Source organism: Nitrospira sp., assembly GCA_029194665.1.
Taxonomy (GTDB): Bacteria; Nitrospirota; Nitrospiria; order Nitrospirales; family Nitrospiraceae; genus Nitrospira_D.
In genome coordinates this window covers 663,650-685,202 of sequence record JARFXO010000001.1, presented here as the reverse complement: position 1 = coordinate 685,202, position 21,553 = coordinate 663,650, and the positions used below count along the sequence as shown (strand labels likewise).

Here is a 21,553-nt window from a genome sequence, read left to right as displayed (position 1 = left end):
GTCTCCTAGGCGGCCTTGGCTCGCATCTGGTTGTAGCGATTCAGCTGAATCAAGGGATCAATGATCAGGCCGCAATTGAGACAACGGAGAATGATCGTACTGGATGACGCGGACGGTTGACGCTCGCAGATCATCAACCCTTTGCATTTGACACAGGTCATGTGGCATTCCTCCTCGCCGATATTGACTACGGACAGTATCTAACATTCCAAGATTAATGACATGTTAACCGTTAGTTAGAAATCTCTAACCCCGCCTGATTATGGTTATGTGGCCGACAGTACTTTTCGTCCTCCTCCGCGCACTCTGGCATAAGATCTCTCCTCACCTCGATCCGAACGGAATCGCAGGCGAACTCCGATTCGCGATGACACGACGTTCCCCGTGAAGATGATGACTGACGAGGTGGTTAACGTGGCTGTCGTGGGAGCCGGCGCTGCAGGACTGACTGGTGCAATCGTTACGGCGGAGACTCTCGCAAGAGCCGGAAACCCTGGACGGGTGCTCTTGCTGGATGGAGCCAAGCAGATAGGAGCCAAAATTCTGGTCTCGGGCGGCGGGCGGTGTAATGTCACGCACGAGGTGATCACCCCAAAAGATTTCTTCGGCAATCAAAACATTATCCGAAATATTCTTGCGACGTTTTCACTCGAACGGACCATCGCGTGGTTTGCTTCGCTCGGTGTCGACTTAAAGCGTGAATCGACGGGCAAGTTGTTTCCCACCACGGACGACGCGCGAACCGTCCTCACCGCATTGGTTGCTCGTGCTCGGCATGCGGGCGTCATCATCCGTCCGAACCATCGGGTAACCGAGATCTCAGCATCACGCGCAGGATTTCTGGTGCAGGACAATCATGCCCTGACACAGGCATCCCGGGTCGTGCTCGCCACAGGCGGCCGGTCGTTGCCGAGGACCGGCAGCGATGGATTCGGATATCAACTGGCTCGTAGCCTCGGTCATCGCGTGACGCCGACAGTGCCGGCTCTCGTCCCTCTGATGCTCGATCGTTCCATGTTTCACGCAACGCTCTCAGGCCTCTCGCATGAGGTGGAGCTGACCAGCGTGGTGGATGGTAGAGCAGTCGATCGACGGACCGGTAGCCTACTCTGGACCCATTTTGGGATCAGCGGGCCCGTGGTCATGGACGCCAGCCGCTTCTGGACCTTGTCGACGAATCGAGGCGCACACGTTGATCTTTACGGCAACTTTGTTCCAGGCAGGACATCGGACGAATTGAAGGAGTGGTTTGTCGCCCGAGCGGCTGAACATCCCAGGCGTTCGCTGACACGAATACTGTCGATGCTGGTCCCGGAAGGACTTGCCGAATCTCTCTGCCGCCATTGTTCATGCGACCCGCAGAAACTAGTGGCTCAGGTCGTGCGTCGCGACCGAGAGCAGGTACTGAGCAGCCTGGCAAGGTTTCGTTTTCCGATCGAGCGGGACCGTGGATGGAATTTTGCGGAAGTCACGGCAGGCGGCGTGCCGTTGGAAGAAATCAACTATCGCACCATGGAGTCGAAGCTGGTTTCCGGGCTCTATCTGATCGGGGAGCTGCTCGATTGCGACGGCCGCATCGGCGGGTTCAATTTTCAGTGGGCTTGGACGACAGGCTGGCTGGCCGGTCAGTCGGCGGCGAGGAGCCTACTGGCCGCGAAGGTTCCGCTTCACAGCCCATGATCGAGAGGGGGCCTCGTTCCCGCCTTTGACTCCGACTCCTGAGTCGAAGATCACCATACACCCGCTTCTGCTTCCGAGCAGGCTTTGGCCCGAGAAAGGACTTGATACGACACCTCTTGCTCCTTCGACTCATTGGGCGGCAACATCGTCACCTGGAGTTTTTCAGCGGCGAAGGCCTCGTCGTCGCTGCGCAACACCCCTTCACGATTCAACATCTTGACCGCGTTCGTGCGTGAGACGATCGGGGGGTACTGTCTGAATTGATCCGCCGAGACATAGGGGACTTGAATGGTGACGGGGCGTCGCTTGTCATAGATGAACTCGCGCAAATAATCGTCGATGGGAGTCTTTAGACTGACCACCACCGAGCTCGAACCAGGAACCGTCGAGATCGAGATGACATACAGGGGCTTGACATCAGGTGGGGCCTCCTTGTTGCCCGTGGCGACCAAGGTTGGGGCAGTCACCAGCTGCGTCGCCTGATTAATGGCGGGTGATCTCACACCAACCCGAAGATGCGTGATGTCGCGATCGGATACGTTTTCGAGCAACAGCTTAATGAGCACCCAGGCTTGCGGATCGGGTGCCATCGCGCGACCACTCGGGACAGATTGCTCCTCACGACGGATGCTGCAATTGGATACCAGATTGCGCCTTTCGAAGAAATAGAGCGTATTCATTCCCTGTGGTTGGACTCCCCGTTCATACGTGTAGAAGGCCACGCCGACGTGAATCATGGTCGGCCTGAACCAGGACACTATCGTCGGGAGGACGAATGGGACGAAAGCTGCAAACAGCCCAACGAGGGCAACCTTGCTGAGCAGGCTTTGCCGCCAGAACCAGTCCCACGATCGCTTCAGGATATTCACAGAATCCTCGCTGACTCATTTTTGAGCAGATTCATTCTAGAAAAACCGAGGATCAAACGGCAAGGCGTGGCGCTTTGGAAAGATGCAGAGCCACCCATCCAACGCTGGGCCATCGGCCGCAGGAACCTCGCCTCAACGAATGACCGAACCTTGACCGTCGTCCCTTCAAGCCGCCATGCTAAGGTTGTCGGACTCGCTGGGAATCTATGCCGGAAAAGAAGTCAGAAGCCCCTCACGAGACAGATCGACGGACTTCGATCCGCTGGAAAGTTATGCAAGCGCTCGGTGCCGTCCTCATTGCGATGGGCCTTTTCGTCGATTGGCCGCCTCCGCAGGAAGCCGGCCTGCCTGACACCGCGTCGTTTCTGATCATCCTGGGCGGGCTTCTGGGCGCCGCGGGACTCCTTGCCGCTATCCGGAAGGACTAGGCCATGGTACTGTCCCGAACCTTTTCTGTGCTCATGCGTACGGCTCGATAACATCTACCCTCCGATACGGACTCGATCTCGAACACATAATCGGCACGCCGCTGGAATTGGCGAGGACGCGGGTCAGCCGCGAGTGAGTGGAGCAGTGAATCAGGAATGGCGCCTGCCAATATCACATCGTGAGGACCGCTGCGCCTTGAAAGGTTCCGGCTTTCAGTTCTTGTAATGCACGGTTGGCTTGTTCAAGGGGAAAACGGACCGTATGTGGTTTGATAGGAATAGCTGCTGCTTCGCGCAACAAATCGACTCCGTCCTGTCTCGTGTTGGCTGTCACGCTGCGGATCACCCGCTCTCCGAACACCTCACGATCGTAGTCCAGCAAAGGAATCGGTGACATGTGGATGCCGGCCAATGCCAATGTCCCGCCTCGGTCGAGTGCTCTCAAGGCCGGAGGCACCAGTTCACCGGCCGGTGCAAAGATGATCGATCCGTGCAGCTTATCCGGCGGCATCTCCATCGCCCCGCCGACCCAGACTGCTCCCAGTTGTCTTGCCAATTCCTGATGCTCCCGCTTGAGCGAGCTCACATAGACTTGACAACCCCACTGGCGCGCGATCTGGATGGCAATGTGCGCCGATGCTCCAAATCCATAGAGCCCGAGACGTTGCCCCGGCTTGATGCCGCTGAGCCGTAGCGCCCGATAGCCGATGATGCCGGCACATAACAGCGGAGCGGCTTCTTCGTCGGGAAAGATCGGTGGGATTGGGTAGGCGAATCGTGCGGGCACGACCGCATATTCGGCATACCCTCCATCGACCTGGTAGCCGGTGAACTTCGCTTGTACGCAAAGATTTTCCCGCCCGTTTGTACAGAATTCGCACTGTCCGCATGTCCCCTGAAGCCAGGCAATCCCGACGCGATCCCCTTCCTTGATCTCAGCAGCCTCCGATCCGACTTGCGTCACAGTGCCGACTGCTTGATGGCCTGGAATTAATGGGGAGGGAATATCGGGTAGTTCTCCTTCCACCACATGGAGATCCGTGCGACAGACGCCGCAAACATGAATCTTGACGAGGACCTGACCCGCCTGTGGGACAGGTATCGGCCAGTCGTGAAGTCGTAGAGGACCAGTGGAAACGTCTTCGGTATGGTCGAGAACCATCGCTTTCATAGTCACTCAGGTTATGAATGTCGGGTCGAAAGATTCTGCTGTCGTAATCTCTCACGGATTTTTCGCTTTGATGCATTCGATGTCCAGGCGGATCTGGACGTCGTCTCCGACGACTAACCCGCCGTTATCCAGCGTCTTGTTCCAGATCATGCCGAAGTCCTTGCGATTCAATGTTCCCTCGGCGGTGAATCCAGCCCTGGTATTGCCCCAGGGATCCTTGGCGACGCCATTGAACGTGCCGATGAGCGCGACCTCTTTGGTCACGCCGCGCAGAGTCAGGTCGCCGACAACCTTATACCTATCTCCCTCTTTCTGATAATTTTTCATCTTGTACGTGATCGTCGGGAATTGTTTGACGTCCAAGAAGTCGGGGTTGCGCAGATGCGCGTCACGTTTCTCTTGGTTCGTGTTGATCGATTCAGCATTGATCGTGGCTTCGATTGTCTTGAAGGTTTTCGCGTCAGCGTCCAGATCAACAAATCCACGATAGGACAGGAAGCGCCCCGACGTTTTGGACACCACCATGTGGGCCACGCGAAACTCAATGATCGAGTGATCGGGATCAATGTCCCAACGAACCGTTTCCGCCCCGACGCCCAGCGGGAAGCATCCCACCAGAAGCCCCGCCATGACGATTCCCTGCAACCAGTTGGACCAGATTTTCATCGCATCACCTTTCGCCATCTCCATGCCTACTTGTATGAACCGATACTTCGCCCCATCATCACGATGAGTCCGGCCATCCTACCCATCGCCAGGAAGCCCGTGCAACCCGTTTGTTTCGTCGAAACACGGGTGTCAACTGATTGAGGTGGTATAGAATGAGTTCATGCAAGCACTCATCAAGACTATTGCTGAGCCTGGTTTAACCCTCACCGATTGGGCGGATCCAATCCCGGGGCCACACGACGCTGTGGTGAAGGTCGCCGCGACCTCGTTATGTGGAACCGACGTCCATATCTATCAGTGGGACGAATGGGCACAACGACGGATTCGCCCGCCACGCATCATCGGCCATGAATTGTGCGGCCACGTCGTAGAGGTCGGTCGCGAGGTGTCTCTGGTCAAGGTCGGTGACTATGTCGCCGCCGAATCACACCTGACCTGTGGAGCCTGCTTTCAGTGCCGCACTGGACAGGCGCATGTGTGTAAAAATTACAAGATCCTCGGGATCGATCGTGATGGGTCTTACGCTCAGTATGTCGCGCTGCCCGAGGGAGTTTTGTGGCACACGGCTCCCGAAATTCCTCGGGAGTTGGCCTGTGTCCAGGAACCGCTTGGCAACGCCGTTGATGCCGCCCTTGCTGAAGACCTGACCGGGCATACCGTATTGATCACGGGCTGTGGCCCGACCGGTCTATTTGCCGCCGCTGTCGCACGCACCGCCGGTGCTGCGATCATTATCGCGTCCGATGTCAGCGACTATCGGCTTGGCCTGGCGAAGCAGGTTGGAGCGGATCACGTCCTCAACGTGAGAGCCGAGTCCCCGGAGCAAGTGGCGGCGGCCATCCTTGAGATGACCGGTGGTGAGAGAGTCGATGCCGCGCTGGAAATGTCGGGAGACCCTACGGCCATGCATCAAGCCTTTCGCGCGGTGAAGAACGGTGGACGAGTCACCTTGTTCGGCATCCCGACCGGTCCCGTTTGCTTTGATCTGCCGAACGAAGTTATTTTTAAGGGCATCCGTGTCTATGGGATCACCGGGCGGCGATTGTTCGGAACCTGGTACCGGTTGGCTGGTCTCTTCAAAGCAGGTCTCGATATTCGACCGGTGATCACACATTCATTCCCGCTGCGCGAGTTTGCGACGGGCTTTGAGTTGATTCAGTCAGGGCAGTGCGGCAAAGTTGTCTTGATTCCATAGTAGGGCTGATGTACGAGAACTGAGGACTGGGAGAACAGAAGGGTGGTCCTCACTCAACTCTCAGTCCTGTTTTGGCCATGGCCTACTCGTCATTCAAGAAGACCCTTGCAGCTCAGCTCGCCGATATCAGATCCCACGGTCTGTACAAGTCCGAACGCCAATTGTTGAGCCCCCAGGGCTCCGACATCCGAGTCGCGCAAGGCCAGGTTCTCAATCTCTGCGCAAACAATTATCTAGGGCTGGCGAATCACCCGGCTATCGTGCAGGCTGCCACAAAGGGATTGGAAACGCATGGATATGGCATGGCCTCCGTGCGGTTTATTTGCGGCACGCAGGATTTGCACAAACAGCTGGAGCAGGCTATCAGTGAGTTTCTCGGCACCGAGGACTCAATCTTGTACAGCTCCTGCTTCGATGCCAACGGGGGATTGTTCGAGGTGTTGTTGGATGAGTCTGATGCCGTCATCAGCGATGCCTTGAACCATGCCAGCCTGATTGACGGCATCAGACTCTGCAAGGCCAAGCGATTCCGATACGCCCATTCCGACATGGCGGACCTCGAAGGGCAGCTTCAGGCAGCAGGCGGATGCCGGCTGCGTCTGATTGCAACCGATGGAGTGTTCTCCATGGATGGTGATCCAGCCAAACTGGATCGGATCGTCGAGCTGGCAGAACGGTACGACGCGGCGGTAGTGGTCGATGACAGCCATGCGACTGGGGTTCTGGGTCCTCAGGGCAGGGGTACTCCGGCTCATTTCCGGGTGGCTGATCGAATTGAGCTCGTGACGAGCACCCTGGGGAAAGCGGTTGGTGGTGCGACCGGCGGGTTTACATCCGGCAAGGCCGAGGTAATCGAGCTGCTGCGTCAACGGTCGCGCCCCTACCTGTTTTCCAACTCGCTTCCTCCGCCCATCGCGGCTGGAGCCTTGTGTGCACTCGAACTCGTGAGACAGGGCGATCATCTCAGGAAGCAGCTTCGGGAGAATGCCGTCTTCTTCCGGGCTGAATTGACCAGACTTGGCTTCAGGCTTGTCCCTGGCGAACATCCCATCATTCCCGTGATGTTGGGTGATGCCGCCCTTGCGACCTCCATGGCGGAGGCCTTACTGAAAGAAGGGGTCTACGTCGTCGGATTCAGCTATCCGGTGGTGCCGCAAGGACAGGCAAGGATCCGCACTCAAATGTCGGCAGCCCATACAAGGGATCAGTTGCAACAAACCGTGGCGGCGTTTGCAAAGGTGGGCCGGGCTCTCGGTGTGATCTATTAGCAACTCGTGCCTTCCGGTCCCTCCAGCACTGAGGCGTCGGGATATCATTTTCCGACCCTAGTCCCACACCAAGACTCTTCTGGTTTGATCTCTATTCCCTCATCACGGTATTCTCGACCCCACTTGAATGTCGCGCAATATCACGGGGATCGTGTTTGCTCGTTGAGCTATGGCCAGGAAATCAACAAGAGGGTCGGTTGATGCTATCGTTTTCTGTAAAGATGAGATCGAACGCATGCTTACGAACTCTCAGACAAAAGCCATAATGCCGGTTATAACCAGCGGCTTGCTACGGGAGTTTCTCACCACAGGCAAGCAGCTTTTCACTGATTCTGAAATCGAAGTGGCCTACAAGGCAGCTGTTAAAGAGCTGAAAGAATTTCTCGGCCATGACGTATATATCGGAGGGAAATACTACGACGCTTATGGAAACCGAATGTCCCGCTATAGAGTCCTGAAGTCAGTCGGGCATCTGAGATACAAGCTATTGGCTCCCTACACAGACGTCGCAAAAGCCATCTTAGATTGGATCCCGTTAAGAATAGAGCGACACATACAAAGCCGCCTTGGAGTTGTTCCGTCGCTTCACGACTTGGAAACTCGTACAGCACTGGCATCTGATATGCCCCGCTTCCTGAACTTAATCCAGGAGCAGATCAGCAAAACACCGGCCAATTTTGAGGTTTTTAGTTTCGCCGTATTGAAGGTTCATCTGGAAAAATTTGCGTGCAAGATCTATCGGGACACACGCACTGCCGCCCACGATCAAGGAGTTGATCTCTCAACCAACTTTGGCGTGGTTTATCAAGTCAAGAAACTTCGCATCCACACAGAACTCGAAGCTGCACAGATATATGGTGAACTAAAGCGCAACTTCGACAACGAACGGATTCAGAACGGCAATGTGGTTCTGGTTATTGACGATGTCTCAAAGGAAGTAAAGAAATACTTGGTCGATATGAAGGTCCAGTTGCTTAAAAAAGAGGATGTCGTGAAACTTGCCTCGAACTTTGATGAACAAGAAGACAGGCAGAAGGTTTTACGAATTGTTTACGAAGAATTTCGACGAGAGTACTCGAGCCGAATATCTTGAGAGGGGAAATCCATCACGTCATTCCACCTTACGAAACTTTTCGTGAACCACCAAGCTCTCAGCTTTACGAACGGCCTTTTCTTCAGACGGAAAGCGTTCTTCGTACTTCGTGATGAAGTCAATGGGATAGTTTCCCTCGATTATGCAGGTTGTCGCACCACCCATTCCATCAGCTTCAACTACGACGACTTCGTCTTCCAGCGAGCGAAGCGGTGATGAGTAAACTACTGCACCTGGAGAGCTAAGCCCTAGCTGGCGGCGGATTGAGTCAATTTCCTTCTGAAGACGACGGACGCGCCGTAACTCATGATCTCGTTTCATTCTTGATCTCCCTCCGGCTATTTTGGACAGTAATGAGGAGCAATGACGCTTCATTGCCGATGCTGGCTTCGGCTGAATCCTGTAAGGTCTCGCTGACCCACTTGAATACTGCATTTCCCTCAAGAAACCGACTCGGGCATGTCGTGACTGGAGACTGTGAAATGGAGACGGTTCCATCCGTGCCCCTCTCGTAAAGGGTCAAAGAGCAAACTCCACCTTTCTTGTGGCAGCTGGCATGATCCGGCTTAAAAGGGCAGGAGATCGCCCGGTTATCGGCCGACGACAATCTTCGTAGCTCTTTGGGATCGATGCCGACAAGCGAATGCCCGAACAGCTCGGCCGCGCCGTATCTCTTGCTCGGCCGCAACGCAGGTTGTTGTCGGGCTGGCATCGTGAAAGGATAGCTTGGTCAAACTTTGTGGGTCAAATTGTATCTGGCTGTATCTGGGATCAGACAATCGATACAATAATGCCGCTTTCATCATCTTGACTCTCTTTTTAATCCCCTCGTAGACTGCGCCATATATGGGCGCCTCACCCACCACTCGCCAGTCGCCGACCTCGTCCTCGAGTGCGCCACAATCGGCCAAGAATTTTGATAGGCTGTACAAGGATCACGTCGACCTCATGTATCGCTTCGCGCATCGTCTGTGCGGCGAACCGGAGTCGGCAAAAGATTTGGTACAGGAGACCTTTTTGAAGGCCTATCTGGGCCTCGACAGATTTCGTGGTGATGCTCAGATTTCAACGTGGCTCTATACCATCGCCTCGCGGGCGTGCCTACGCATGCGGCGCAGACGGAAAGGAGCCCCGGAGCGCGAGTTGTCGCTCGATGAATTCATTCCCACGTCGGACGGTGAATTCCGCTTGCAGATTCCGATCGACGGACTTAGCCCTGAAGCCGCGCTTCAAAATAAACAATTGCGGCAAGCTCTCGATGGCGCAATCAACCAGTTGCCGAAGAAGTATAAAATGGTCTTGGTGCTTCGTGACATGGAAGGGTTAAGCGCCAAGGAGGTCGGATCCATCATGGGCTTGAACGAACGAGCGGTGAAATCACGCTTACACCGGGCTCGACTGTTCGTGCGCCGCCAACTCAGCGCACGAGGCCTCGGCGAAGCGTCCAGCGACCATGACCCGCTTGGGTGGCGGAGAAACTGAACCACATGGTAAAACGTAGCGCTTCCAAGCGGCAGCGGCATTCGTCAATGACTCAGCACCGACATCCTCATGGGAAAAGCCGGTGTCTGCGTATCCTTCGCCGGTTGTCCGCCTATATCGATGACGAACTTTCGACGAGTATTTGCCAAGAAATTCGTCGACATCTGGGCGCTTGTCCAAATTGTGAAGGCTTCGTGATGTCGTTGCGCCAAACCGTGTCGCTCTGTCGCCACAGCCCCGCGCCGACTCTATCGCCAGCCGACCGTGCCTTGATGCGTGAGAAAATCTTGAGATCCGCCTCAACACGATAACCCACAACAGCGTGAGTCTTGTTCATCATGAATAGGAAGCTATTGCTCGGAATTCTACTCCTCTCGGGGCTGGTGATGGTCTTTGAGATGACCTTCCCTGAACTTGCAACTGCAGTGTCCACGTCTCCTCAGAAGGGAACGAAAAATAGGGGCACCCATAATGTCGCTATCGACACAGCTCTTCGATATGCCGAGGCCATCGCCAAGGGTGACAAGGTCACGACCGGACAGCTGGACTTCGCCTGTCAATACAATCTCCTGACGGTGCCGTCGACCGGCCGGCCGAATCTTCGGACAACGGACGCCTCGTACGAGGGCTGTTGGCAGGAACTGACTGCCGGCCATGCCCCGGTCTTGAAGCGGTCGGATATTGGGATGAACATACTCTGGCCCAGCACAGGTTCGCTTGCTTTTTATGGGGACGAGCTCCCCCGGACTCAGGCCTCTGCCTTTGTGATGGATGCCCTTGGCGTCTCGCCACCTGGAACCGGCCTTCATCTCACCGTGACAGACAGCCGTCCGATCCCGAACGGATCCTTCCCACTGAAGCCCAACGGGAAAGTCTTCAGCGTCCCTACTACGCGGGTCGACCTGACCGTCCACTATCATGACCTCCTTTCGTCACCGGTCACGTACGGGCCAGGCACCGTCCACTGGACGAATACGGTGAAACGAGAGCGGCGCGCCATGCAATCCATCACCACTCGATGGGTGGTCTTCACCGGGCTCAAAAAATACGGCTTTCCTCGAGACTCTGCCGTCCTTCATCTGCCCGTGAGAACCACGCCTGAGGCGCCGGGGATGGTCACGGACAGAATTCCGTTCACAACCGAAACGAGCCGAGCGCTTCCTGACTCGATTGTCTGGTGGGGTCCGGATGATCAGCCCGGTACGCTGACGACGGCAGCAGCTCGTGCCGCCGACTTTCCCGAATTACGCGATCGACTTGCCATGCTCAATCGCATTTTGATCATCAATCCGAATCAGGTTGATGCCCTGACGGTCTTGACCCGAAATCTCTATGCGGTATTGCTTAGGGAGGCCGCCAAAGGTCACAACCTGACCGTTAAAGATCCGGCGCTGTCTCTGACCCTCAACGAGTTTTATTGGAACATCTATGCGGCCGCCGGCCGCCTCGACCTTGCGACCACGATGGAGATGGGTGCCTTCTCCCAACCAACACCGGCGGATTTTCTCTACCGACTGTTGCCGGCATTGGAAACCCTCGCGAAAATCCGTCCTGAGCAATTGGATAACCGCTTCCGGCTCGGCATGGCCTATCGCTGGAACAACGATCAACGTTCAATGATCGGGACATTCGAGGCTTTGGTCAAGGACATCCCAGCTGGTCGCAACACGGCCAAAGCCGAGGCGCTGGTGCAACTGGCCTGGTCACGTATCAACAAGGTGGCTTGGAATCGAGTCTTGCACGACCCGGACAGTGTTCGAGCGTACGAGGACGCTCGTGCGTCATCGACCATGGCCGAGCTGCCGATCGATAAGTTTCTCGCCGAATACACCATGGCCTACAGCATGATCTTCATGCCCGACTACGGCGATAAAAACAAGATGCTCCGACATCTGACCGAGGCCAAACACTGGTTTGACGAAATACCGGGCAAAGATGACGAGGTCTGGCGTTATTTCCTCCACAGCGACTTACTCAAGGCGGTACTCGATGCCGATCCGATGTTCCAGCCCATCCTGGCGGCGGCGGAGAAACCTAAAGACTAGCTGCCTCGTTTCTTCTAAGCCTTGCTTCATCAGGCAACAATGCGAGATGAACTCAGGCATCAAAAGTCCACGCCCGGCCAAAGACGAACGTTCAGCGCTGAGGTCGCACCATCGTAAAGCCGTCCTCAGCCCTGTCGCATTGACCCTGGCCGTAACCGGCTGGCGTAAGCGCGTCACGGCGAACTGTATCGCATGCATGCCTTGAGACCATCCGGTCGACAACATGGTTAGACATCGGCTTTCACGTGAAATTGGCCTGATGCCTTGAGCACCTTGAATTTCTCGTTCCAACTCCTTCTGTATCCTGGTCCAAGCCACGCCGTTTGCGAAATGACACCATCACACACATACCGCCCTCGGTAGCGAACCAAACCTGCCTCCATAAGCAGCCCGGTACCCCCGACAATATCTCGGATTCCCTGTGTAAGCCCGATCACCCCGAATGCACGATCAGCGGACGAATCAATCATGATCGAATGAAGCTTGGTGTCGCGAAGATAGACCCACTGCCGTACTTCGAGTCCTTCGAGAGCCATGACGACCTCGCGATCCAGCCTGGCCTTTCGTGCTTTAAGCTGCGCAATCGACTTACGCAGCAAGGCAGGCTCACTAGCCCGGATAATTCACGACCTGTGAAATAAAAAAGCCATCGAGGCTCGAAACTGTGCTATAGGAGCGGTGCTCAGCCACTTCTACGAACAGTTTGGAGGAGACCCGATGGCGACAGAGTGTATACCGCAAGTGACGTTCGAATTCTATGACAAACTGAAGCCGGTGGTCGCCCGCTTCGATCAGGCCCATGCCAGCACGGATGGGGGCGTCCTGTTGCTCAAGGCGCTGGATGACCGCCTCCGGCTGACCGACCAGTTGGCGACATGTGTGGTGGATTGCCGGGAGCCGGACAAGATCCGACACACGGTGCGGGAGCTGCTGCGCCAGCGGATCTTTGGCTTGGCCTGTGGGTACGAGGATGGGAACGATGCCGCGCGGCTGGCGGACGACCCGATGCACAAGCTGGCCGTGGGCCGGGACCCGCTCACCGGGACGGCCCTGGCCTCGCAGCCGACCCTGTCCCGATTTGAAAATGCCGTGGGCCCGCGGGCGCTGGTCCAGATGGGCCGGGCTGTGGCGGACACGGTCATTGCGCAGCAGCGCCGCTTCCGCCAGGGACGGGCGCAGCGCATCACCATCGATCTGGACCCGACCGACGATCCGACGCACGTGTCAAGGGTCATCCAAATTGCCCCAGTTATGGTCATCGAAAATTCCCCACCCCGTTAGGTTGTCGTTGACGCTTCTTCGACCCGCACAAGTCCGGCTTTGAGTTTCTCCTTCAGCCGGTAGGAATGGCCCCGGATGTTGATGGTGATCGCGTGGTGGAGCACCCGATCCAGGATCGCAGTCGCCAGCACCCGGTCGCCAAACACCTCGCCCCAAGCCCCGAAACTCTGGTTACTGGTCAAAATCATCGGCCCCTTCTCATAGCGGCGTGAGATGAGCTGAAAGAACAAGTTGGCCCCGGTGCGGTCAATGGGCAGATAGCCGATCTCATCAATGATCAGCAACCGGGGAATGGTATAGAGCTTCAGCTTGTCCTCCAGCCGATTCTCCGTGAGCGCCCGAGTCAGCGTAGCGATCATGGCGGCGGCTGTCGTGAACAACACCCGATAGCCCTGGGCAATGGCTTGCAGCCCTAGCCCGATGGCCAGGTGGCTTTTGCCCACACCGGGCGGCCCCAAGATCACGACATTCTCGCCGTGCTCGATGAAGTGGCAGGTCGCCACCTGCTGAATCTGCTTCTTATCCAACGAAGGCTGGTAGCTGAAGTCGAAGACCTCCAGACTCTTGACGAATGGAAATCGCGCCAAACTCGTCCGCATCGCAATGTTCTTCGCGGTCTTGGACGCGACTTCTTCGCCGAGCACCTGGTCGAGGAAGTCGGCATAGGGCAGCTCCTTGACGGCCGCTTCTTGTAAGAGGGCCTCCAGCCGCTCCCGACTCTTCAAGAGCCGTAGGCGCGTGAGTTGGTCACGGAGCCGTTCCAGTTGCGCCGCGTTCATGGCCGCCCCTCCTGCGACGCCGTGCGCTCACACACCGCCTCGTACCAGGCCAGATCCCGCACTTCGACCTCCGGCAAGGCATCGGGGCGAGGGGACCGATCGCTCACCGTGGACCGACGGTGGCGGGCGAGACGCGCACTGGCTCCAGGGCCGTGCTCGGGCTGGATTCGGAATTGGTGCTGGCCCGGGAGCACCGGGTGCGTCGCGATCTCTTGGTCACGGTGAAAGATGTGGACCGTGTCCCCCCGTCGTTGCACTTCAACCCGCTGACCAATGAGCCGGAAGGGCACGGAGTAGCGGTTCGTCGCCAGGCTGACCAAATAGTCCTCGGCCACGATCCGTGAGACGCGCGCCTCCTGCTGGAAGGCGCGCTGGTCCGCCAGCGGGACCAGGTGGTTGCGTTCTCGCGCAAACCGGACGAGTGGCTCCTCATGCGTCGTGCCATGGATGCGGCGGTCGGCAATTGTCGCGGTCCATTCGTCAAGTTGGGTTTGAAAGTCCACCAGATCGACAAACGTTCGTCCCGGCAGAAAGTTCCGTTTCAGATATTTCACGCCGGATTCGACCTTACCCTTGGTCTGGGCCCGATAGGGCCGACACACGCGCGGCTCAAAGCCCCAATAGTCGGCGAAGGCTTTGAAGGTGGGATTCCAGAGCCGCCGCCCCGTCTCATCCGCATAACAGACGGTTCGCGGTCGGTCATACAGATGCTCTCGCGTGTGGCCACCGAAATGCGCAAAAGCCCGTTCATGGGCCTCGAGAAACTGCGCCAGCCGCTCATCGGCACAGGCGTAATAGAACCCACGTCGGCTGAACCCCAACGTCAACACGAACACGTGCACCACCGTCGGGCCGGCGCGGAAGGGCACGGTGGCTTGGCCCCAATCAATCTGACTCTGCTGGCCCGGCGGTGTCTCAAAGCGGAGGAGGGCCCGCTCCGCCTGCAGCTGACCCTCACGCAGCGGCGCCACCCCTCGCTTCACCGTCTCATAACTGCCGATGTACTCGTGGCTCGCTCGCAGTTCCTGATAGAGAATCCGCGCCGAATATAGCTAAGCCCATAGTTATGAATAGGCCTTCACGATCTGATCGAGGGTAGCGGTTTCATGGTATTCCCTGCGTTTCTTGAGGGCAGCGAAGTCCTGTTCGATCGGGTTAAAGTCGGGAGAGTACGGCGGCAGGAACAGCAGCGTGGCGCCGGTGGCCTCGATGAGCGCCGCCGTCTCCGACGATGTGTGAAAGGCCGCGTTGTCCATGATCACGAGGTGCTGGGCATTGAGACGCGGGCACAGCCTCGTCTTGAGCCAGGTGTTGAAGACCACCGTATCGCACGTCCCCTCAAACAGCAGTGGTTCTTCGAATCGCCCATCCATACGGGCCGCAATCAGCGAGGTCCGTGGCCGGCGCTGCCCGGAGACCAGGCCGTCCACGCGGTGACCCTTCGGTGCGTACCCATACCGCCGCGCCGTCGACGACGCAAACCCGCATTCATCGATATGGACGGGTCGTTTGCCACGGCGAAAGAACCGCTCGCGCAGGCGCAGGAATTGTTTCCGTTGCTGCGGATCGCGCTCCTGGTACCCGATCCTTTTTTTTATGGGTCAACGCCAGTTTGTGGAGTGCGTTCCAGATGCAATGCCGGGACACCTGGAAATGCCGTGCTCGCTCCGCTTGTGTCCGATCGGGATGGACTTCCACATGACGACGCAAGGCGTCCCAATCCAGTTTGTGGGGTCGTTGTGGGCCGGGACGCTTGTATGCTAGGCCGCCGGGCTTGAGCCAGCGGTAGACGCTGGCCTCGCCCACCTTGAATCGCCGAGCCGCCTCGGCCTTGCTGCCACCACTCCGGACAAAATCCACGACCCGTTGGCGCAAATCTGATGAGCATCTCATGCCCCATGATCGCAAAGTCCACCGTCAATGTCCATCAGTAATTGAGGGCTTGGCTATAATTAACCTGCGACGCACGGGTCCGCACAAAGTCGGCATGGGCGGTCAGCAGCGTCTCCGTCATCGCCGCTCGGCGATAGGGTTGCCACGTCGTCTGCTGCAGACTGCGCCGCACGGTCTTCCGATCCAGGTCCAACCGCCGCGCAATCCCTGAAATGGATCCCCGCTCTTCATGACGCAACCGTCGAATCTCCGCCCACCGCTCTTGATCCACCATACATACCTCCCGAGTGTGGTCTACCTGGGACGGTATGATCGTTGTCTCCTTGCTATCGTCAAGTTCCATCACATCCCTCCTTCGGTGAGAGGGTGGGGAGAATTCATTGACCACATCTGGGGATTATTGCATGACCGCTGACACACGGCCAGCAAGCGCTCACCTTCTTCAATGGGCACTATGATATCTGGTGCTACCTGCCGTTGGTGGCGACGCTGACCTTCAACGACGAAGCCGAGCAGTACCTGGTGGCGATCGTGTTGCGCCCGGGCAACAGTCCCGCCAAGCAGGGCGCGTCGGGCCTCCTGCGCCGGCTGCTCCGCCGCCTGCGGCGCGCGTTCCCCAAGGCCGCGCTGCGCGTCCGCGTGGACGGTGGGTTCGCCGGGAACGACTGGCTGGACTTCCTGGAAGGGGAGCGGGTTGAGTATGTCGTCGGGCTCGCCAGCAATGCGCGGCTGGAACGGCGGGCGGGCAAGCTGTTGGCCGAAGCTTGGGCCATGTCGAAGGCCAGTGGTCGGACTGAACACCGCTATGGGGAGACCCAGTATGCCGCTGCGTCGTGGTCCGAGCCTCGGCGGGTGATCATGAAGGCCGAAGTCGTCCGGCTGCCGGGACGGGATCCCAAATGCAACCCGCGGTTCGTGGTGACGAATCTGAAGGTGCCCCCGGCGAAGGTGTACGCGATCTACTGTCAGCGGGGCGACATGGAGAATCGGCTCAAGGAGTTGCATGGCGGCCTGGCGCTGGGCCGGACGAGCTGCTCGCGGTTCTGGGCGAACCAGTTCCGGGTGCTGCTCACCACGGCGGCATATGTCCTGCTGCAGGAGTTGCGGCGGCGCGCCGCTGGCACGGGCTGCGCCCAGGCCCAAGTGACGACCCTCCGCGACCGGTTGCTCAAGCTGGCCGTCTGGGTGGAAGGATCGGTCCGTCGACTCGTTCTGCACCTACCTCGCACGGCGCCGTGGCACCGCACCTGGCGCCGACTGGCCCTGGCCGTGGGCGCGTCGCCTGGGTAACCGAGCGACTGGGGCTTAGGCGAACACGGTTTCCACCCGCTCGCGCAGGAACGGTGTCTCCAGATCCGGCCGGACACGACTGGTCTGAGGGGGTGCAACCAGACGGAGAGCCTGTGCTGCCCTCACTTCACACGTCACGAGACCTCCACGCACTCGGAATCGACGCCGATGGCTCTCAGAAGTATGCGATCCGGTGGCCGTGACCATCAATCACGAATAAAGGAGGCTAGCAAGCTTCGCACGCGCCTTCGCAAGCAACGGAACGACGCTTTCGGTGATGCGATCTTCCTGTTCACCTAATACCTCAAGCATAAGAAGCTTGTAGCCTTGGATGAACCGCTGCGCGTCGTCGAGAGCGAGGTACATTCCGATGCCTAACGGCGCCACACTCTGACGGCGTCCCTTTCGAACGATAGACTGAGGCTATAGCACACCACGCTCTATCTCGTGCAGGTAAATGAAGTCAGGCGCTTTGATGCCGGCTTTTCTCAGGATTTCTCCCAGCTCAGGAGACTCGAAGAAACGTTATGCCTTGTCCAGCGAGGACCACTCCGAGAAGTGGACGATTTTATTTGAATCTTTGTCATGGCGCAACAAGTGGTAGCTGATTCTCCAGATATGCCGCTGGTACGTCGTGCGCTACAGTGGCAGCTGCTTGTATGCGCCAATCAATTGACATGCGTTGTAATGTTATTGCCCGAACGGCCACGAGCGCTAGCCGCAGGGCCGTTCGGGGGACGCGAAGCGTCACCCAAAATATGTTTGGGCAGATCCGCATAAGCGCTGGATCGGCCAGTTCCAGTTCGTCTAACACGCCGTTACTGTTCACGAACAATACGCCATACCTGTTGACGTTTCAATGAGTTGGAGCGGTGGGACCATGTATCACGACTTCTTATGCGGATCGGTGTAAGCCCCCCTTTTTTTTGAGAAGGCTCACATTCCTAGCCCGCTGCACACACCGACGTTGAACGGCCGCTTTCAATCAGATGATCGACCGCTTTGGATCGATAGCTGACATTGCTTATCAATTACCTGACCTATACAACACCTCTTTCTCCCGACGTAGTCTTTTCCCTTCGCTTCACGTATCGTACGTGCGATGTTTCGCGTGAATCGGCACGATCTTGGTTTTCCCCCGGTTGATCGGGCATCCCCTGAAGGCCTCCTCGCCGTAGGCGGAGATCTGAGCCCGGAGCGGTTACTCGCAGCATACCGACGAGGCATCTTTCCCTGGTACAACGACGATCAACCCATTCTCTGGTGGTCGCCGGACCCTCGCGCTGTCCTGTTCCCCGACAAGCTCCACATCTCGCGTAGCCTCAAGCGAAGCCTTCGTCTGGATGTGTTCACAGCCACGCTCGATACCAGCTTTCGAAATGTCATGGAACAGTGCGCGGGGCCGCGCCAACAGTATCCCGAGGGAGGAACCTGGATTACAGGCGACATGCTGGATGCCTATACACGCTTGCACGAACTCGGCTATGCCCATTCCGTCGAGACATGGCAGGACGGTCGCCTGGTCGGCGGACTATACGGTGTGGCGCTCGGAGGGGCCTTCTTTGCCGAGTCGATGTTTACCAGAGTCGATGATGCTTCGAAGGTAGGGCTCGTCCGGCTCGTGCGTCAGCTTCAGGCCTGGAACTTCCACCTCATCGATTGCCAACAATTCTCGCCCCATGTCATGCGGTTCGGGGCCGAAGAGATTCCACGGTCGGACTTCATCACACAGCTCAACCAGGCGCTCACGCTTCCCGAGCGCCGAGGACGATGGAAGCTCGAAACGCCGTGAGAAGTCACGGAAAGTACAAGCCTGACACTCTGCCATATTTGACAGCCTTTTCCTCGGTCGCTTATGATTTCGTCCTAGTCATGAGGAGGACGTCACATGAGCTTTACCATTACGCCAAAGGAATTGAAGACTCGAATCGATAAAGGGGACAAGTTGGTACTCTTGGATGTGCGCGAGCCTTGGGAAAACCAACTCGCCAAGCTGGACAACTCTATCCTCATTCCACTCGGCACGCTGCCGAACTCCCTCTCCAAGTTGGACAGGACTGCCGAGATTATCGCCTATTGTCATCATGGGATGCGAAGCGGAGACGCGACAGGGTTCCTGCTACAGCAGGGATTTTCAAACGTGAAGAACCTGATCGGCGGGATCGATGCCTGGTCCGTCCAAATCGATGGGGCGGTCCCTCGATACTGATACGGTCAAAGTTTGATGGTCGATGGTGAAGCGTTCCCGATGGAGTTCGAAAGAGCGTTTGGCTCGCGAACTGCGCTTTCGCGTTCCAGTGACGGACACTATCCGCTTTTCCCCTGGAAAAACTCCACCGTCTGCTTCAGCCCCTCCGCAAGGTCCACCTTGACCTCCCACCCAAGTTCCTGTTTGATCCTGGACGGGTCAACCACGCTGCGAATCTGTTCGCCAAGCTTGGCTGGTCCGTGGACTTCTTTGGCGCTGGAACCGGTCAGACCAGCCAGCACGCGGAACAATTCGTTTACGGATGTCTCGGTCCCGGTTCCGACGTTATAGACTCCGTGGGCATCCTGACCCATGGCTGCCAGGTTGGCTTCCGCCACATCCTCGACGAACACGAAATCACGACTTTGTCGCCCATTTCCATTAATAATGGGCTGTTCACCGTTCAACATCTTTTGGATGAAGATGGCGACGACACCTGCTTCCCCCTCTGGGTCCTGCCGCGGTCCATACACGTTGGCGTACCGTAGGCTGACTACCGGAATCCCGCTTGTCCGCTGGAAGTAGGACAAGTAATGTTCTCCGCACAGCTTACTGATGCCATAGGGTGACAGTGGCTTCGTGACGTGAGCTTCAGCTGCAGGAAAGGTCTCCTGTTCACCATAGATCGCGCCACCGGACGAGGAGAACACGACCTTTCGGCAACCATACCGAACCGCTTGTTGCAACACATTCATGGTTCCCAAGACGTTGACCTGCGCATCAAACACCGGGTCATCTACCGAACGGCGAACGCTGATCTGAGCTGCAAGGTGGAGGACGATGTTGGGCCGTTCATTCCGAAAGACCCGTTCAAGACGCCAGCTGGTAATGTCGGTCTTGTATAGACTCGCCGCACGGTTGACACGCTTCCGCTTTCCGGTGGACAGATTGTCGACGACGACGACTTGGTGCCCCTCTTCAACGAGGCGGTCCACCACATGAGACCCGATAAAACCTGCGCCGCCCGTCACGAGTACTTTCATTGGCCCTCCTGAATGAACTCTCAGCAGTTACGACATTCCTTACATACCACGAAATGATATGTTGTACTCAAAGATTGCTAATATTTCCTGATTGCCCTTTTTCCCTTTGACCGGCGACGCAACGGTCCTCACGGTCTGCAATCCCATCTCCCTCGCAAACCGTAACACTCTCTGGGCGGCCTCCTCCCGCTGTGCGTCATCGCGCACGACGCCGCCCCGACCGACTTGACCTTTACCCACTTCAAACTGAGGCTTGATCAAGGCGATGATGTGCGCCTCGGGTCGGAGAAACTGCGTGATAGGCGGAAGAACCTTGGTTAAGGAAATAAAAGAGACATCGATGACGACCAGATGGATCGGTTCCGGGACGGCAGAAAGAGGCATATGACGAATGTTGGTCCTCTCGATCAGTACGACGCGTGGATCTTGCCGGAGCCGCCAATCGAACTGACCGTACCCCACGTCAACCGCGTAGACTCTCGCAGCCCCTCTTTGGAGCAAACAGTCGGTGAACCCTCCGGTTGAACATCCGACATCGAGACAGATCAGTCCTTGAGGGTCGATCGAGCCTGAGCCCAGGGCCGCCTCCAGTTTTTCGCCGCCTCGGCTGACGAACGGCTTGCTTCCTCCCATGATCTCGATGACCGCATCGATGGGAATCAGCCTGGACGGTTTGTCGATGACCGCCCCGTTGCTTTTGACCTCACCCGCAAGAATCTTCCGGGCTGCGGCATCTCGACTCTGCACCAATCCCTGAGCCGTTAACACATGATCACAACGATCCTTCTGGCTTCGTACTTTCGTACCCATGAGCACTAAAATGAGGAAACGCTGCGAAGAGAGCGAGGATCAGAAGAACGACCTGTTATGGATCCTCAGCCGAACCTAGTACAGCATTGTCATCGGAGGTGAAGGCGCGTAGCTGTTTTTTCCCATTCGTATCCTGAACGAGCACTTCGACTTTTCGCTCAGCCTCTTCCAATACTTTTAGACAATTCTTCGACAACCGAATACCTTCCTCGAAAATCTTCAACGATTCATCGAGCGGCAAATCTCCCTTTTCTAACTCCCCCACAATGGCTTCCAGTCTAGCCATCGCTTGTTCAAACTTCACCCCAGCCACGACAATCTCCTTTATGCATCCAACGAGCAGCCCATTATAACGAAGTCTCGGCCGGC

26 protein-coding genes are annotated in these 21,553 nt (G+C 57.1%); 11 read left to right on the top strand and 15 right to left on the bottom strand.

Annotation, left to right across the window (positions count from 1 at the left end):
* Positions 1-5: 5 nt before the first annotated feature.
* A complete protein-coding gene (locus P0119_03265) occupies positions 6-161 on the bottom strand; it encodes a hypothetical protein (protein ID MDF0665076.1) in 156 nt (51 codons plus the stop codon).
* Positions 162-414: 253 nt separating this feature from the next.
* Here P0119_03265 and P0119_03260 point away from each other — a divergent pair, with 253 nt between their 5' ends.
* Entirely contained in the window at positions 415-1,680 is a 1,266-nt protein-coding gene (locus P0119_03260) for an NAD(P)/FAD-dependent oxidoreductase (protein MDF0665075.1), read from the top strand.
* Positions 1,681-1,730: 50 nt separating this feature from the next.
* Here the strand turns inward: P0119_03260 and P0119_03255 are convergent, their stop codons facing one another.
* Positions 1,731-2,549, bottom strand: coding sequence for a hypothetical protein (locus P0119_03255; protein ID MDF0665074.1), 819 nt, complete (start codon positions 2,547-2,549; stop codon positions 1,731-1,733).
* A 206-nt stretch (positions 2,550-2,755) separates the two neighbouring features.
* Here P0119_03255 and P0119_03250 point away from each other — a divergent pair, with 206 nt between their 5' ends.
* Positions 2,756-2,977, top strand: a complete 222-nt coding sequence (locus P0119_03250) for a hypothetical protein (protein MDF0665073.1) — start codon at positions 2,756-2,758, stop codon at positions 2,975-2,977.
* 172 nt (positions 2,978-3,149) lie between these two features.
* Here the strand turns inward: P0119_03250 and P0119_03245 are convergent, their stop codons facing one another.
* On the bottom strand, positions 3,150-4,148 hold the full coding sequence (locus P0119_03245) for a zinc-dependent alcohol dehydrogenase family protein (protein MDF0665072.1): 999 nt from the start codon (positions 4,146-4,148) through the stop codon (positions 3,150-3,152).
* A gap of 51 nt (positions 4,149-4,199) precedes the next feature.
* Positions 4,200-4,814 carry a YceI family protein gene (locus P0119_03240; protein ID MDF0665071.1) on the bottom strand — a complete coding sequence of 205 codons (615 nt, stop codon included), beginning with the start codon at positions 4,812-4,814 and terminating at the stop codon, positions 4,200-4,202.
* 163 nt (positions 4,815-4,977) lie between these two features.
* On the opposite strand from P0119_03240, the gene tdh reads away from it, so the two are divergent.
* The 3 genes from tdh to P0119_03225 all read left to right on the top strand — a co-directional run bounded on the left by tdh (position 4,978) and on the right by P0119_03225 (position 8,373).
* Positions 4,978-6,012, top strand: coding sequence for an L-threonine 3-dehydrogenase (gene tdh / locus P0119_03235; protein ID MDF0665070.1), 1,035 nt, complete (start codon positions 4,978-4,980; stop codon positions 6,010-6,012).
* Between the two features lie 77 nt (positions 6,013-6,089).
* Entirely contained in the window at positions 6,090-7,280 is a 1,191-nt protein-coding gene (locus P0119_03230; GenBank protein MDF0665069.1) for a glycine C-acetyltransferase, read from the top strand.
* Positions 7,281-7,449: 169 nt separating this feature from the next.
* Positions 7,450-8,373 carry a HaeII family restriction endonuclease gene (locus P0119_03225; protein ID MDF0665068.1) on the top strand — a complete coding sequence of 308 codons (924 nt, stop codon included), beginning with the start codon at positions 7,450-7,452 and terminating at the stop codon, positions 8,371-8,373.
* Positions 8,374-8,391: 18 nt separating this feature from the next.
* Here P0119_03225 and P0119_03220 read toward each other — a convergent pair whose 3' ends face one another.
* Positions 8,392-8,694 carry a hypothetical protein gene (locus P0119_03220; GenBank protein ID MDF0665067.1) on the bottom strand — a complete coding sequence of 101 codons (303 nt, stop codon included), beginning with the start codon at positions 8,692-8,694 and terminating at the stop codon, positions 8,392-8,394.
* A 525-nt stretch (positions 8,695-9,219) separates the two neighbouring features.
* On the opposite strand from P0119_03220, the gene P0119_03215 reads away from it, so the two are divergent.
* A complete protein-coding gene (locus P0119_03215; GenBank protein MDF0665066.1) occupies positions 9,220-9,855 on the top strand; it encodes a sigma-70 family RNA polymerase sigma factor in 636 nt (211 codons plus the stop codon).
* Positions 9,856-10,193: 338 nt separating this feature from the next.
* On the top strand, positions 10,194-11,900 hold the full coding sequence (locus P0119_03210) for a hypothetical protein (protein ID MDF0665065.1): 1,707 nt from the start codon (positions 10,194-10,196) through the stop codon (positions 11,898-11,900).
* Positions 11,901-12,127: 227 nt separating this feature from the next.
* Here P0119_03210 and P0119_03205 read toward each other — a convergent pair whose 3' ends face one another.
* Entirely contained in the window at positions 12,128-12,499 is a 372-nt protein-coding gene (locus P0119_03205) for a hypothetical protein (protein MDF0665064.1), read from the bottom strand.
* Positions 12,500-12,617: 118 nt separating this feature from the next.
* Between P0119_03205 and P0119_03200 the strand changes: the two genes are divergently transcribed.
* The gene (locus P0119_03200; GenBank protein MDF0665063.1) at positions 12,618-13,181 is read left to right on the top strand and encodes a transposase; all 564 of its coding nucleotides are present in this window, start codon (positions 12,618-12,620) and stop codon (positions 13,179-13,181) included.
* On the opposite strand, the gene istB is transcribed toward P0119_03200, so the two are convergent.
* The 5 genes from istB to P0119_03175 are packed head-to-tail and all read right to left on the bottom strand — an operon-like array spanning position 13,178 to position 16,127.
* Positions 13,178-13,960, bottom strand: coding sequence for an IS21-like element helper ATPase IstB (istB, locus tag P0119_03195; GenBank protein MDF0665062.1), 783 nt, complete (start codon positions 13,958-13,960; stop codon positions 13,178-13,180). The genes P0119_03200 and istB overlap by 4 nt on opposite strands.
* On the bottom strand, positions 13,957-14,997 hold the full coding sequence (istA, locus tag P0119_03190; GenBank protein ID MDF0665061.1) for an IS21 family transposase: 1,041 nt from the start codon (positions 14,995-14,997) through the stop codon (positions 13,957-13,959). The genes istB and istA overlap by 4 nt, the downstream gene beginning before the upstream one ends.
* A gap of 27 nt (positions 14,998-15,024) precedes the next feature.
* Positions 15,025-15,498 carry an IS630 family transposase gene (locus P0119_03185; GenBank protein ID MDF0665060.1) on the bottom strand — a complete coding sequence of 158 codons (474 nt, stop codon included), beginning with the start codon at positions 15,496-15,498 and terminating at the stop codon, positions 15,025-15,027.
* Positions 15,449-15,853, bottom strand: coding sequence for an IS630 transposase-related protein (locus P0119_03180; protein MDF0665059.1), 405 nt, complete (start codon positions 15,851-15,853; stop codon positions 15,449-15,451). The genes P0119_03185 and P0119_03180 overlap by 50 nt, the downstream gene beginning before the upstream one ends.
* Before the next feature lie 34 nt (positions 15,854-15,887).
* Positions 15,888-16,127, bottom strand: coding sequence for a hypothetical protein (locus tag P0119_03175; GenBank protein ID MDF0665058.1), 240 nt, complete (start codon positions 16,125-16,127; stop codon positions 15,888-15,890).
* A gap of 137 nt (positions 16,128-16,264) precedes the next feature.
* Between P0119_03175 and P0119_03170 the strand changes: the two genes are divergently transcribed.
* Entirely contained in the window at positions 16,265-17,143 is an 879-nt protein-coding gene (locus P0119_03170; GenBank protein MDF0665057.1) for an IS1380 family transposase, read from the top strand.
* Between the two features lie 15 nt (positions 17,144-17,158).
* Here the strand turns inward: P0119_03170 and P0119_03165 are convergent, their stop codons facing one another.
* Positions 17,159-17,281, bottom strand: coding sequence for a hypothetical protein (locus P0119_03165; GenBank protein MDF0665056.1), 123 nt, complete (start codon positions 17,279-17,281; stop codon positions 17,159-17,161).
* Positions 17,282-18,254: 973 nt separating this feature from the next.
* Here P0119_03165 and aat point away from each other — a divergent pair.
* The gene (gene aat / locus P0119_03160) at positions 18,255-18,935 is read left to right on the top strand and encodes a leucyl/phenylalanyl-tRNA--protein transferase (GenBank protein MDF0665055.1); all 681 of its coding nucleotides are present in this window, start codon (positions 18,255-18,257) and stop codon (positions 18,933-18,935) included.
* Between the two features lie 96 nt (positions 18,936-19,031).
* Complete coding sequence (locus P0119_03155; GenBank protein MDF0665054.1) at positions 19,032-19,352, top strand: rhodanese-like domain-containing protein; 321 nt, start codon at positions 19,032-19,034, stop codon at positions 19,350-19,352.
* A gap of 98 nt (positions 19,353-19,450) precedes the next feature.
* Here P0119_03155 and P0119_03150 read toward each other — a convergent pair whose 3' ends face one another.
* The 3 genes from P0119_03150 to xseB all read right to left on the bottom strand — a co-directional run bounded on the left by P0119_03150 (position 19,451) and on the right by xseB (position 21,497).
* Positions 19,451-20,374, bottom strand: coding sequence for an SDR family oxidoreductase (locus P0119_03150; protein MDF0665053.1), 924 nt, complete (start codon positions 20,372-20,374; stop codon positions 19,451-19,453).
* Positions 20,375-20,413: 39 nt separating this feature from the next.
* A complete protein-coding gene (locus P0119_03145; protein MDF0665052.1) occupies positions 20,414-21,142 on the bottom strand; it encodes a TlyA family RNA methyltransferase in 729 nt (242 codons plus the stop codon).
* A gap of 97 nt (positions 21,143-21,239) precedes the next feature.
* A complete protein-coding gene (gene xseB / locus P0119_03140; protein MDF0665051.1) occupies positions 21,240-21,497 on the bottom strand; it encodes an exodeoxyribonuclease VII small subunit in 258 nt (85 codons plus the stop codon).
* Positions 21,498-21,553: the final 56 nt, after the last annotated feature.